General features: G+C 61.9%; 10 protein-coding genes. 7 read left to right on the top strand and 3 right to left on the bottom strand.

What is annotated here, in order from left to right; all coding sequences use genetic code 11:
* Nucleotides 1-29: 29 nt before the first annotated feature.
* Nucleotides 30-377 carry a hypothetical protein gene (locus ACZ9IM_RS21685; RefSeq protein WP_427625865.1) on the bottom strand — a complete coding sequence of 116 codons (348 nt, stop codon included), beginning with the start codon at nt 375-377 and terminating at the stop codon, nt 30-32.
* A 135-nt stretch (nt 378-512) separates the two neighbouring features.
* On the opposite strand from ACZ9IM_RS21685, the gene ACZ9IM_RS21680 reads away from it, so the two are divergent.
* The 5 genes from ACZ9IM_RS21680 to ACZ9IM_RS21660 all read left to right on the top strand — a co-directional run bounded on the left by ACZ9IM_RS21680 (nt 513) and on the right by ACZ9IM_RS21660 (nt 4,678).
* Nucleotides 513-1,106, top strand: a complete 594-nt coding sequence (locus ACZ9IM_RS21680) for a DUF2796 domain-containing protein (protein WP_476224909.1) — start codon at nt 513-515, stop codon at nt 1,104-1,106.
* A gap of 136 nt (nt 1,107-1,242) precedes the next feature.
* The gene (locus ACZ9IM_RS21675) at nt 1,243-1,953 is read left to right on the top strand and encodes an ABC transporter ATP-binding protein (RefSeq protein WP_427625863.1); all 711 of its coding nucleotides are present in this window, start codon (nt 1,243-1,245) and stop codon (nt 1,951-1,953) included.
* 1 nt (nt 1,954) lies between these two features.
* Nucleotides 1,955-3,220 carry an ABC transporter permease gene (locus tag ACZ9IM_RS21670; RefSeq protein WP_007906845.1) on the top strand — a complete coding sequence of 422 codons (1,266 nt, stop codon included), beginning with the start codon at nt 1,955-1,957 and terminating at the stop codon, nt 3,218-3,220.
* An 11-nt stretch (nt 3,221-3,231) separates the two neighbouring features.
* Nucleotides 3,232-3,750, top strand: a complete 519-nt coding sequence (locus ACZ9IM_RS21665) for a DUF3299 domain-containing protein (RefSeq protein WP_427625899.1) — start codon at nt 3,232-3,234, stop codon at nt 3,748-3,750.
* Between the two features lie 229 nt (nt 3,751-3,979).
* Entirely contained in the window at nt 3,980-4,678 is a 699-nt protein-coding gene (locus ACZ9IM_RS21660; RefSeq protein ID WP_427625862.1) for an OmpW/AlkL family protein, read from the top strand.
* Between the two features lie 149 nt (nt 4,679-4,827).
* On the opposite strand, the gene ACZ9IM_RS21655 is transcribed toward ACZ9IM_RS21660, so the two are convergent.
* Together ACZ9IM_RS21655 and ACZ9IM_RS21650 are read right to left on the bottom strand one after the other, a co-directional pair.
* Nucleotides 4,828-5,757, bottom strand: a complete 930-nt coding sequence (locus tag ACZ9IM_RS21655) for an NAD-dependent epimerase/dehydratase family protein (RefSeq protein ID WP_427625861.1) — start codon at nt 5,755-5,757, stop codon at nt 4,828-4,830.
* Nucleotides 5,750-6,634, bottom strand: a complete 885-nt coding sequence (locus tag ACZ9IM_RS21650; protein ID WP_218398890.1) for a sugar nucleotide-binding protein — start codon at nt 6,632-6,634, stop codon at nt 5,750-5,752. The genes ACZ9IM_RS21655 and ACZ9IM_RS21650 overlap by 8 nt, the downstream gene beginning before the upstream one ends.
* A gap of 309 nt (nt 6,635-6,943) precedes the next feature.
* Here ACZ9IM_RS21650 and ACZ9IM_RS21645 point away from each other — a divergent pair, with 309 nt between their 5' ends.
* Together ACZ9IM_RS21645 and ACZ9IM_RS21640 are read left to right on the top strand one after the other, a co-directional pair.
* Nucleotides 6,944-11,260: an Lhr family helicase gene (locus ACZ9IM_RS21645; protein ID WP_476224908.1), complete on the top strand. Its 4,317-nt coding sequence runs from the start codon at nt 6,944-6,946 to the stop codon at nt 11,258-11,260.
* 453 nt (nt 11,261-11,713) lie between these two features.
* Entirely contained in the window at nt 11,714-12,925 is a 1,212-nt protein-coding gene (locus tag ACZ9IM_RS21640) for an MFS transporter (RefSeq protein ID WP_427625859.1), read from the top strand.
* The last annotated feature ends 126 nt before the right edge of the window (nt 12,926-13,051 follow it).

Raw genomic sequence — 13,051 nt, 5'->3', positions numbered from 1 at the left:
GATCAAAAGATCGCAGCCTTCGGCAGCTCCTACGCTGGCTTATGCCAGCTGTACAGCGGCGTATCCCCGCCGCTCACCACTTTGACGTCTGCACAGTGGCGCAAGCGCACCAACAAGCGCTTGCCCGCCGCTGCGCTGCCCGTCAACCCTTCCAGTTGCTCCAGCAAATCCGGCCCGCTCAATTGTCCGGCCTTGCGTAGCAACTCCTGGGCGATCTGCCACAGCGCATCGTCCTGATTCACCGGTTTGGCGGGCGCAACACTCGCCTCGGTTTTTGCTGCCTGCAACTGCGCACCGAGCTGCGCCCAGTCGCCTTCATCGAGCTCCAGTGTCAAATCCACCGGCCAGTCGCCGATGCTTCCGCGTATTCGCAACATAAGTCTGCTCCTGCCCATACCTGACTCGCATGCTCCCATGGGTCTTGCGCAACGCCAAGCAGACGGTCAAACTCTCCGCACTTTCGTTATAAGATTACATAACAAACTTTTCATTTTACTTTCCGGAGACCCGTCATGCGCCGTCTGCTGCTCGCTTTGCCGTTTGCCTTGTTGCCGCTGGCTGTCGCCCATGCGGCGGTCGAGCATGATCACGATCATGATGAACATGGCAGCCTCAGCGCCCACGAACATGGCGTCGGTCGCCTGAATGCGGCGCTGGATGGCCAGACTCTGGAGCTGGAGCTGGAAAGCCCGGCGATGAACCTGGTGGGTTTCGAACACGCCGCCACCACTGACGCCGACAAGGCCAAAGTCACCGCCGTCCGCACGCAGCTGGAAAAACCGCTGGTGCTGTTCAATCTGCCAAAAGCCGCCGGTTGCGTGGTCGCGACTCAGGAACTGGAAAGCCCGCTGTTCGGTGACAAGCCAGATGCCGACGATGACCACGACGAAGCGGACAAGGACGGTCACGAGCACCACCATGACCACAGCGAGATCCACGCCCATTACCAACTCAGCTGCTCGGCCCCGGGCGCGCTGAAGACTCTGGACCTGGCGAATATCTTCAACACATTCCCGGCCACCCAGAAGATTCAGGTACAACTGATCAGCCCGAGCGGGCAGCAAGGGGTTGAAGTAACAGCCAAGGCTGCCGCCCTGAAATTCTGATCCGACACACCAATCCAATGTGGGAGCGGGCTTGCTCGCGAAGACGGCAGCACATATAGCAATGATGTGACTGAAATACCGCTTTCGCGAGCAAGCCCGCTCCCACAGGGTTCACCACCAACCTGACCGGTTTCACATGACCCAAGCACTCATCGAACTGTCCGACCTGAGCTTCAGCTGGCCCGGGCATCCGCCGTTGCTGGACATCCCGGCGTTCCGCCTGGAACCCGGTGAAACCCTGTTCCTCAAAGGCCCCAGCGGCAGCGGCAAGACCACCCTGCTCGGCCTGCTCGGCGGTGTGCAAAAGCCTGATCACGGCAGCATTCGCCTGCTCGGCCAAGAGCTGACCGAACTCTCCGCTGGCGCCCGCGACCACTTCCGGGTCGATCACACCGGCTACATCTTCCAGCAGTTCAACTTGCTGCCGTTTCTCTCGGTACGCGAGAACGTCGAGTTGCCCTGCCACTTCTCCAAATTGCGTGCCGAACGGGCGAAACAGCGCCACGGCAGCGTCGATCGAGCCGCGGCCACCCTGCTCGCCCACTTGGGCCTGAAGGATGAAAACATCCTCAGCCGCCGCGCCGATTCGCTGTCCATCGGCCAGCAGCAACGGGTCGCCGCCGCACGTGCGTTGATCGGTCAGCCGGAACTGGTGATCGCCGACGAACCGACCTCGGCGCTGGACTACGACGCCCGCGAAAACTTCATTCGCCTGCTGTTTGCCGAATGCCGAGAAGCCGGGTCGAGCCTGTTGTTTGTCAGCCATGACCAGAGCCTCGCGCCGCTGTTCGATCGCCACCTGTCGCTGGCCGATCTCAATCGCGCCGCCACCCCGTCCGAGGTTTGAGATGTATTTGTTTCGTCTAGCCATGGCCAGCCTGGCTAACCGTCGCTTCACCGCGATCCTCACCGCGTTCGCCATCGCCCTGTCGGTCTGCCTGCTGCTGGCCGTGGAGCGCGTGCGCACCGAAGCCAAGGCCAGTTTTGCCAGCACCATCAGCGGCACCGACCTGATCGTCGGCGCGCGTTCCGGCTCGGTAAATCTGCTTTTGTACTCGGTATTCCGCATCGGCAACGCCACTAATAACATCCGCTGGGACAGCTTCGAACACTTTGCCAACAACCCGAAAGTGAAGTGGGCGATACCGATGTCCCTCGGCGATTCCCATCGCGGATATCGGGTGATGGGCACCACCGAGGCGTACTTCGAGCATTACCAGTACGGCCATCAACAGCACCTGGAACTGGCCGACGGCCGTGCCTTCGCCAGCGATCCGTTCGAAGTGGTGCTCGGCGCCGAAGTGGCCGATGCGCTGCACTACAAGCTCGGCGACAAACTGGTGTTGGCCCATGGCGTGGCGGTGATCAGCCTGGTCAAACACGACGACAAACCGTTCACCGTGGTCGGCATTCTCAAACGCACCGGCACCCCGGTGGACCGCACGCTGCACATCAGCCTCGGCGGCATGGAAGCGATTCACGTCGACTGGCACAACGGCGTTCCGGCACGTGGCAACGGGCGGATCAGTGCCGACCAGGCGCGCAACATGGACCTGACGCCGCAAGCGATCACCGCGTTCATGCTCGGTCTCAACAGCAAGATTTCGACGTTTGCGCTGCAACGGGAGATCAACGAATTCCGTGGCGAACCGATGCTGGCGATCCTCCCGGGTGTGGCATTGCAGGAGCTGTGGAGTTTGATGAGCACGGCGGAAAAAGCCTTGTTCGTCGTCTCCCTGTTCGTAGTACTGACCGGGTTGATCGGCATGCTCACGGCGATCCTCACCAGCCTCAACGAGCGGCGCCGAGAGATGGCGATTCTGCGTTCGGTGGGCGCGCGGCCGTGGCACATTGCGACCCTGCTGGTGCTGGAAGCCTTTGCCCTGGCGTTGTCCGGAGTGATTGCCGGTGTGGCGCTGCTGTATGTGTGCATCGCTGTGGCGCAGGGTTACGTGCAGGCGAATTACGGCTTGTACTTGCCGCTGGCCTGGCCGAGTGAATATGAATGGACGCTGCTCGGTGGCATCCTGATCGCCGCGCTGCTGATGGGCAGCGTGCCGGCCTGGCGCGCGTATCGCCAATCCTTGGCCGATGGCCTGTCAATCCGACTATGAGGACATTAATGATGCCCCGCGCTGTGCTTGCGCTATTGATGCTGGTTGCCCTTCCGTTGTGGGCGGCCGAGCCGAAGGATCTGACCTGGTCGGAAATGATCCCGCCGGATGCGGCGCCAGAAGTGCCGAACATGACGCCCCTGCATGACCTGTCGAAGATGAGCGACGCGTTGTCCGCAGAATCGGCCCCGGCCGCCAAGCAGGACATGCCGAACGCGCCGGTGGTGAAGAGCCTCGATGGCAAGAACATTCGTTTACCGGGGTACATCGTGCCGCTGGAAGTCAGTGAAGAAGGCCGCACTACGGAGTTTTTGCTGGTGCCGTATTTCGGCGCCTGCATCCATGTGCCGCCGCCACCGTCGAACCAGATCGTGCATGTCAAAAGCGAAGTCGGCGTGAAACTAGATGAGTTGTATCAGCCGTACTGGATCGAAGGTTCGTTGCAGGTGAAAGCATCCACCAGCGAGTTGGCGGATGCCGGGTATCAGATGGAGGCGGACAAGATTTATGTGTATGAATTGCCGGAGTGACCGGCAGTTATGTGTGATCTGAAAGATAGCTATCGCGAGCAGGCTCGCTCCCACATTGGATCTGTGCATCAACACAAATCCCTGTGGGAGCGAGCCTGCTCGCGATGATGCCATCAAAGATTCCACCAAAACCCGCCCATCACTGTTTCATTGAGCTGAGTCAAAAGACCGTATCAGTTGGATCCCTACCATTGGACATCGAACATTTTTAACGTCCTTTGGAGCCCCCATGCACAAGTCCAAGCTCTGCGCTTCGCTGTTCGCCCTCGCGCTCGCAGCCCCGCTCGTCCATGCTCACACCGCCGGTGACATCATCGTTCGGGCCGGTGCGATCACCGTCAACCCGGATGCCGACAGTTCCAGCGTCAAGGTCGATCAAGGCCCGCTGAAGGGCGCCGATCTGGGTGGCAAGGCCACCATGAGCAGCGACACGCAACTGGGTCTGAACTTCGCCTACATGATCACCAACAACCTGGGAATCGAACTGCTCGCGGCCTCGCCGTTCGAGCATGACGTGAAGCTCAAAGGCACCGCGCTCGGCGCCGCCAACGGCAAACTCGGCACGCTCAAACACCTGCCGCCGACCCTGAGCCTGGTCTACTACCCACTGGATTCCAAGTCCGCGTTCCAGCCGTACATCGGCGGCGGTATCAACTACACCTGGATCTACGACGAGCACGTCGGCAGCGAAGCCGCAGCCAACGGCTTCAGCAACTTCAAGGCGGAAAACTCCTGGGGGCTGGCCTGGCAGGTCGGTGCCGACTACATGCTGACCGACAACGTAATGATCAACGCCCAGGTCCGCTACATCGACATCGACACCACCGCGACCGTGGAAAACAACGCCGTCGCGCCGGGCACCCGGGCCAAGGTCGACGTTGATGTGGACCCGTTCATTTACATGGTTGGTTTGGGTTACAAGTTCTAAACCCGCTGCAAAAAAAGGCGCCTCGACAGGCGCCTTTTTCATTGATCGTTCCCACGCGCAGCAAAGGAATGCCTCACCGGACGCTCCGCGTCCGCTCTTGGGACGCGGAGCGTCCCTGGCTGCGTTCCCACGCGGAGCATGGGAACGATCTATCGTCCCAGCAACCGCGCCAGGCCGACACTCATCGGCGTCTGCTGCGGGTAGGTAAACCGCTCCAGCAAACGTCGGTTGTTCGCCCGTGAATGGCGGATGTCACCGGAACGAGCCGGGCCGTAGCTCACAGGTGGCAGCTTGCCGACTACCGCTTCAAGGGCTGCAAGCATTTGCTTGAGGGTCGTCGCCTGATTCCAGCCGACATTCACCGCGCCGACTTCGACCTGCGGTTTCTCGATGGCTTGCACCAACACGTCCACCAGGTCCTCGACATAGACAAAATCCCGAGTCTGTTCGCCATCGCCAAACACAGTGATTGGTAAGCCTTTCTGCGCGCGCTCGCTGAATATGCTGATCACCCCGGAATACGGCGAGGATGGATCCTGGCGCGGGCCGAAGATATTGAAGAAGCGGAAAATCACCGGCTCCAGACTGTGCTGGCGACGATAGAAATCGAAGTAATGCTCGCTCGCCAATTTGTCCGCCGCGTACGGCGTCAACGGCGCCTTGGGCGTGTCTTCGTCGATCGACTCGCCTTCGCCATTATTGCCGTAGACCGCCGCGCTGGACGCGAACAGCACCCGTTTGACGCCGGTCTGACGCATGGCTTCGCAGACATTCAGCGAACCGATGAAATTGCTCTGGTGAGTCTTCACCGGGTCATCCACCGAAGCCTGCACCGAGGCCACCGCGGCCAGGTGCGCAACAGCGCTGCAACCGACCATCGCCTGCGCCACCAATGCGGCATCGGCGACATCGCCCACGATCAGTTCGACGAGGGGATTGTCCAGCGGCAGGTTGCTGCGTTTGCCGGTGGAGAGGTCATCGAGAATACGCACCGAGTGACCTTTGGCGAGCAAGGCATCGGTCAGGTGCGAACCGATGAAACCGGCACCGCCGGTGATTAAAACAGGGCCTTCAGCCATGACGATAAAACCTATCCAGTAAGCCCGGGAGTGCCGCGCGCCAGGCGCGGGGCTTGATCCCGAAAGTGTGCAGAATTTTCTTGCAGGCCAGCACCGCGTGTTGCGGTTCTTCAGCGGCGTCGGGCCGCGCGGCGTGAGCCTGGGCGGTCGGCGCTTCGATGGCCAACGGGTGCAGGGCGCGCGCTTCGGTAAGAATCGCCTGCCCCAGTGCCAGCGGCGTGGTCGCCTCATGCCCGGCGTAGTGGTAAGTGCCCCACAGCGGCGCGGAGCAATCGAGTTGCTTGAGCACCGAAATGATCACCCGGGCAGCATCGTCCACCGGCGTCGGATTACCGCGACGGTCATCGGCCATCAGCAGTTCTTCAGCTTTCTCGGCCCGGGCCAGGAACCGCCCGAGGGTGCCATCGGGGCTGTCATCGAGCAGCCAACCGAAACGCAGCAACACATGCTGCGGACAGGTGGCGCGCACGCTTTGCTCGATTCGCCACAAGGCCTGACCGCGCAGGCCCAGCGGTACCGGTTCGTCTTTTTCGCTGTAGGCGGTCGCCCGGGAGCCATCGAACACGCGATAACTCGACGGTTGCAGCAGCACAATGTTGTGATGCTGGCACAGCTCGGCCAGCCGTTCGATGGCTCGCTCCTGCCCGGCCAGACGCTGTTCGCTGACGGTCTCCGCCTGGAACCAGTCAAAATAGTAGGCGAGATTGATCAACGCATCCGGACGGGTATCGTCGAGCAGTTGCGTCAGGCTCGCGGCGTCCCAGCCGTCTTGTGGTGGGCGGGGGGCGAGGAAACCGATGTCTTCCTCCGCACCGAGGCGAATCAGCGCCTGCCCAAGGGCATTTCCGCCGCCCAGTAACATAAGGCGCATTCGCATAGAGTCAGCAGGCCCAGTCTGATTGGAACGATGGCTTTATCGACAGCGCCCGCAGGCGATGTCCTCAATAATTGCCGGAATCGTTGCATTTTGCGGGTTTAGTGCGCAACCGTCATCCGTAAAGTGTAGATCGCCCGGATTTGCGGTGCTGCAACCGGCCCCATCGCGAGCAGGCTCGCTCCCACAAGGGATGTGTGGCGCATACAAATCCAATGTGGGAGCGAGCCTGCTCGCGATGGGGCCATAAGGATCGACCCAGATCCTGAGCGGTACTTGCAACTTCCCGCCCCCACCCGCATAAATTACTCCATGAATCTGCCCATCCCCACAGACGTTGCTCTGGCGGGCTTTCACCCCGCCGTCAGCGCCTGGTTCAGTAACACCTTCGCAACGGCCACCGCCGCACAGGCCCGGGCGTGGCCGTTGATCCGCCAGCGCCGCTCGACCCTGATAGCCGCGCCCACCGGCTCCGGCAAGACCCTCACCGCGTTTCTGGCCGTGCTCGACGATCTGGTCCATCGTGGCCTGGAGAGCCCGGACGGCCTGCCCGACGAAACCCTGGTGGTCTACGTTTCGCCGCTCAAGGCCCTGTCCAACGACATCCGGATCAACCTGCAAAACCCGCTGGCCGGCATCACCGAACAGTTGCGCGTGATGGGCTTGCCCGACGTGCCGATCAGCACCGCCGTGCGCACCGGCGATACGCCGCAAAAAGAGCGCTCGGCCATGCGCAAAACCGCGCCGCACATTCTGGTGACCACCCCGGAATCCCTTTACGTGCTGCTCGGCTCCGACTCCGGCCGGCAAATGCTCGGCACCACCCACACGGTGATCGTCGACGAAATCCACGCCATTGCCGCCAGCAAACGCGGTAGCCATCTGGCCCTGAGCCTGGAGCGCTTGCAGGCGCTCTGCTCGCAACCGCTGGTGCGTATCGGCCTGTCTGCCACGCAAAAACCCATCGAAGCGGTCTCGCGCTTTTTGGTTGGCCGTGATCGCGACTGCGAAATCATCGACATCGGCCATGCCCGCCCACGGGATCTCGATATAGAGGTGCCGCCCGTGCCGTTGTCGGCGGTAATGGCCAACGACATCTGGGAACTGGTCTATGACCGACTCGCCGCCCTCGCCCGTGAACACCGGACCACGCTGATTTTCGTCAACACCCGGCGTCTGGCCGAACGCCTGAGTCGACATTTGAGTGAGCGCCTCGGCAAGAATACCGTTGCCGCCCACCATGGCAGCCTGGCCAAGGAGTTTCGCCTGGACGCCGAGCAACGCCTCAAGCGCGGCGAACTGCAAGTGCTGATCGCCACCGCTTCGCTGGAATTGGGGATCGATATCGGTGACGTCGACCTGGTGTGCCAGATCGCTTCGCCACGCTCGATTGCCGGGTTTCTGCAAAGGGTCGGCCGCTCTGGGCACCAGGTCGGCGGCACGCCCAAGGGCCGGTTGTTCGCCACCACCCGCGACGACCTGATCGAATGCGCCGCCCTGCTCGATTGCGTGCGCCGTGGCGAACTCGACACGTTGCTGATCCCGGAAGCACCGCTGGACGTGCTGGCCCAACAGATCATCGCCGAGGTCAGCTGCCAGGAATGGCAGGAACAGGCGTTGCTGGAAATGCTGCGAAAAGCCTCGCCTTACGCCACCCTCGACGAAAAGCACTATCAGGCATTGCTGCAGATGCTCGCCGAGGGCTACAACGGACGCCTGGGTGTTCGCAGCGCTTACCTGCACCGGGACGCCGTGAGCCGCACCCTGCGCGGCCGTCGAGGCGCCAAGCTGACTGCCGTGACCAGCGGCGGGACGATTCCGGACAACGCCGACTACAGCGTTTTGCTGGAGCCTCAAGGGCTGAACATCGGCAGCGTCAACGAAGACTTCGCGGTAGAAAGCATCGCCGGGGATATCTTCCAGCTGGGCAATACCTCGTATCGAATCCTGCGGGTCGAAACCGGCAAGGTCCGGGTCGAAGACGCTCAGGGCCAGCCGCCGACCATTCCGTTCTGGCTCGGTGAAGCACCGGGGCGCAGTGATGAACTGTCGTTCGCCGTGGCCCGCCTGCAAGCGCAACTCGATGAGCGACTCGGCGCCACACCCGGCAACTTGCAGCCGGCCCTCGACTGGTTGACCGACACCCTCGGTCTGAACCTCGCCAGTGCCGAACAACTGGTGGATTACCTGGCCCGGGCGCGACTGACCCTCGGCGCCTTGCCGTCGCAAGACACGCTGCTGATGGAGCGGTTTTTCGACGAGTCCGGCGGTACGCAACTGATCATCCATTCGCCGTTCGGCAGCCGCATCAACCGCGCCTGGGGCCTGGCCCTGCGCAAGCGTTTCTGCCGCACCTTCAACTTCGAATTGCAGGCCGCCGCCAGCGAGGACGCCATCGTGCTGTCGCTGTCCACCGGTCACAGCTTCGAGCTGGATGATGTCTGGCACTATCTGCACAGCAACAGTGCCGAACATATCCTGACTCAAGCGGTGCTCGAGGCCCCATTGTTCGGCGTGCGCTGGCGCTGGAACGCCGGGGTCGCTTTGGCGCTGCCGCGTTACAGCGGTGGACGCAAAGTACCGCCGCAGATCCAGCGGATGAAAAGCGAAGATTTGATCGCCAGCGTGTTTCCCGATCAGATCGCCTGCGTGGAAAACCTCGCCGGCGAGCGCGAGATTCCAGACCATCCACTGGTGGAACAAACCCTCGACGATTGCCTGCACGAAGCCATGAACAGCGAAGGCTGGCTGGCATTGTTGCGGCGCATGGAACAGGGCGACATCCGCCTGATCAGCCGCGATTTGCCGGCACCCTCGCCACTGGCGGCGGAGATTCTCAGCGCCCGCCCCTACACCTTCCTCGATGATGCGCCGCTGGAAGAGCGCCGCACTCAGGCAGTGCTCACCCGACGCTGGAGTGATCCGCAATCCACCGATGATCTCGGTGCGCTGGACGCCGAGGCGATTACTGCGGTGCGTGATGAAGCCTGGCCTACGCCCACCGGCATTGATGAAATGCATGAAGCGCTGATGAGCCTGGCGTGCATTACCGAGACCGAGGCCCAAGCCAACCCGAATTGGCTCGATTGGCTGAACACCCTGGCCGACAGTGGCCGCGCCAGCCGTTTGCAGATCAACGCTGAGCAATCGCTGTGGCTGGCGCTGGAGCGACTGACCTGCCTGAGGGCGATTTATCCCCAGGCCATATTGGTTCCACCGTTGGAGGCGTTGCCCGGTTTCGATGAAACCTGGGAGCCGGACGAAGCAGTGCTGGAAGTGATCCGTGCGCGGCTCAGCGCGTTTGGCCCGTTGCCGCTGAAAGCGATTGCCGAACCGCTTGGTTTACCGCCGACTCAAGTCACTCAGGCCCTGGCGCAACTGGAGCGCGAAGGTTATGTACTGCGCGGGCAATTCACCCCGGGCGCCCCTGATGAAGAATGGTGCGAACGGCATCTGCTGGCGCGGATTCATCGCTACACGGTCAAACGGCTGCGACGGGAAATCGAGCCAGTGGCGTTGCAGGATTTCATGCGTTTTCTGTTCGACTGGCAGCATCTTTCCGCCGCGAGCCAAGGCCAGGGCCGCGCGGTGTTGCCGGCGATTATCAGCCAGTTCGAAGGCTACCCCGCCGCCGCTTCGGCGTGGGACAGCGACATTCTACCGGCGCGGCTCAAAAACTATTCGGCGGGCTGGCTGGATGAGTTATGCCGCAGCGGCAAACTGGTGTGGACCCGCCTGACCACGCGCAACAAGAGCACCAGCACGGCATTGCGCAGCACGCCGATTCTATTGCTGCCGCGCAGTCAGGTCGGATTGTGGAGCGGCTTGACCGAACAGACGCCGGTCAGCGAACTGTCGCCCAAAACCCAAAAGGTGCATGAAGCGCTCAGCCAGCACGGCGCACTGTTTTTCGATGAGCTGATTCATGAAGCCCATCTGCTGCGCTCGGAACTGGAAATCGCCTTGCAGGAACTGGTCGGTGCCGGGCTGGTAAACGCCGACAGCTTCGCCGGCCTGCGGGCGCTGATTACCCCGGCCAGCAAACGCCAGAATCGCAGCAGCCGACGCGGGCGCGGAGCATTTGTCGGCGGCATGGACGATGCCGGGCGTTGGGCGTTGCTGCGCCGCGGTGCTGCCGCGCCGGTTGTGGATAAGCAACGACCCGCGCCCACACCCAGCGAAACCCTGGAACACATCGCCATGACCTTGCTGCGCCGTTACGGCGTGGTGTTCTGGCGCTTGCTCGAGCGTGAGGCGGACTGGTTGCCGAGTTGGCGGGAATTGCTGCGCACATTCCATCGGCTTGAGGCCCGGGGCGAGATTCGTGGCGGGCGGTTTGTCAGTGGCCTGGCGGGGGAACAATTTGCGCTGCCCGAGGCGATTCCATTGCTGCGCGAAGTCAGGCGGCGACCGCATGATGGAAGTCTGATCGCGGTGTGTGGGGTGGATCCGCTGAACCTCGCCGGCACCCTGTTGCCAGGCGCGAAAGTGCCGGCGCTGGCGAGCAATCGACTGGTGTATCGCGACGGCTTGCCAGCCGCCGCCGAAATCGCCGGCAAGCAGCAGTTCTGGCTGGAGCTGGATCAGCAAGCCAGTGGCGAGGTGCGTAGCAAACTGATCCGGCATTGATGTTGTCCGGACCGGCCCCATCACGGGCAAGCCCGCTCCCACAGGGATCTTCTGTGAATGCAATATTTGTGAACAACAGAAAACACTGTGGGAGCGGGCTTGCCCGCGATGGGGTCATCCGCGCCAACACAAATCATTGGGTTCGCGGCTGATCCGGCGCCCGACTCACCGCATATTACCTGCCCGACTCAAATACCTGTGGCGAGGGGGCTTGCCCCCGTTGGGGTGCGAAGCGCCCCCAAAACCTGCCGACCGGTTTCTTCTGGCACACCCGCGTTGACCGGTTTACGACTGCTGCGCAGCCGAACGGGGGCAAGCCCCCTCGCCACGGGGTTTCATTCGCCACTCGATATTTGACCTGCACGCAAATATCAAATGCCCATCCCTGTATTTTTCCGCACGCCCCCAACCCCGACACTGCGCTCCATCAATCAATCCACCGGAGTTGCAGCCATGCCCATTGCCTTGCTCGCACTGACCCTCAGCGCTTTCGCCATCGGGACGACGGAGTTCGTCATCGTTGGCCTGTTACCCACCATCGGTGCCGACCTCGGTGTCAGCCTGCCGTCCGCCGGTCTGCTGGTCAGCCTTTATGCACTTGGCGTGGCCATCGGCGCGCCGGTGCTGACCGCCCTTACCGGCAAAGTCCCGCGCAAATTGCTGTTGTTGTCGTTGATGGTGCTGTTCACGCTCGGCAACTTGCTGGCCTGGAAAGCGCCGAGCTACGAGTCGCTGATCATTGCGCGGATCGTCACGGGCCTGGCTCACGGGGTATTTTTCTCGATTGGCTCGATCATCGCCACCAGCCTGGTGCCGAAGGAGAAAGCCGCCAGCGCGATTGCCATCATGTTCACCGGTCTGACCGTGGCGCTGGTCACCGGCGTGCCATTGGGGACGTTTATCGGTCAGCATTTCGGCTGGCGTGAAACCTTTCTCGCCGTGTCTGCTTTGGGTGTGATCGCCTTCATCGGCAGCCTGCTCTACGTGCCGAAAAACATCGCCCACAGCAAACCGGCTTCGCTGTTGCAGCAATTGCAGGTGCTCAAGCAGCCGCGCCTGCTGCTGGTGTATGCCATGACGGCGGTCGGTTACGGCGGCTCGTTCATTGCCTTCACTTTTCTGGCGCCGATTCTTCAGGACATTTCCGGCTTCGGCGCCAGCACTGTCAGCCTGGTGCTGCTGGTCTATGGCATCTCGGTAGCCGTCGGCAACATCTGGGGTGGCAAACTGGCGGACAAGCACGGCCCGATCAGCGCCCTGAAAATCATCTTCGCCCTGCTCGCCGGCGTGCTGTTCGTGCTGACGTTCACTGCCGGCAATCCATGGCTGGCCCTGGCCACCGTGCTGGTTTGGGGCGCCGTTGCTTTCGGCAACGTGCCGGGCCTGCAAGTGTATGTGGTGCGTCAGGCCGAACATCACACCCCGAATGCGGTGGACGTGGCTTCGGGCCTGAACATTGCGGCGTTCAACCTCGGCATTGCCGGTGGGGCGTGGGGCGGTGGTTTGATCGTGGCGCACATGGGTCTGATTCATACCGCGTGGATCGGCGGCCTGGTGGTATTGGTCGCACTGGCACTGACCGCCTGGAGTGGGCGTCTTGACCGGTTGGGTCCGGTGTATGTCGAACCGGCTGAGGGTTCACAACGTATCGTCGCCAGTCACTGACGGACCCTGTGGGAGCGGGCTTGCTCGCGAAAGCTGCGGCACATCCAGCATTGATGTGACTGACACACCGCTTTCGCGAGCAAGCCCGCTCCCACATTTGATTTGTGGTGTTTTGTCTAACTTTTA

Source organism: Pseudomonas sp. TE12508 (assembly GCF_056279485.1).
This window is presented reverse-complemented; position numbering and strand designations above follow the sequence as displayed.

Bases quoted from the DNA above. Each gene is read 5' to 3' on its own strand.
- ACZ9IM_RS21640 (WP_427625859.1), top strand. From the start codon at position 11,714: ATGCCCATTGCCTTGCTCGCACTGACCCTCAGCGCTTTCGCCATCGGG.
- ACZ9IM_RS21665 (WP_427625899.1), top strand. From the start codon at position 3,232: ATGCCCCGCGCTGTGCTTGCGCTATTGATGCTGGTTGCCCTTCCGTTG.
- ACZ9IM_RS21670 (WP_007906845.1), top strand. From the start codon at position 1,955: ATGTATTTGTTTCGTCTAGCCATGGCCAGCCTGGCTAACCGTCGCTTC.
- ACZ9IM_RS21645 (WP_476224908.1), top strand. From the start codon at position 6,944: ATGAATCTGCCCATCCCCACAGACGTTGCTCTGGCGGGCTTTCACCCC.
- ACZ9IM_RS21655 (WP_427625861.1), bottom strand. From the start codon at position 5,757: ATGGCTGAAGGCCCTGTTTTAATCACCGGCGGTGCCGGTTTCATCGGT.
- ACZ9IM_RS21650 (WP_218398890.1), bottom strand. From the start codon at position 6,634: ATGCGAATGCGCCTTATGTTACTGGGCGGCGGAAATGCCCTTGGGCAG.
- ACZ9IM_RS21680 (WP_476224909.1), top strand. From the start codon at position 513: ATGCGCCGTCTGCTGCTCGCTTTGCCGTTTGCCTTGTTGCCGCTGGCT.
- ACZ9IM_RS21660 (WP_427625862.1), top strand. From the start codon at position 3,980: ATGCACAAGTCCAAGCTCTGCGCTTCGCTGTTCGCCCTCGCGCTCGCA.
- ACZ9IM_RS21685 (WP_427625865.1), bottom strand. From the start codon at position 377: ATGTTGCGAATACGCGGAAGCATCGGCGACTGGCCGGTGGATTTGACA.
- ACZ9IM_RS21675 (WP_427625863.1), top strand. From the start codon at position 1,243: ATGACCCAAGCACTCATCGAACTGTCCGACCTGAGCTTCAGCTGGCCC.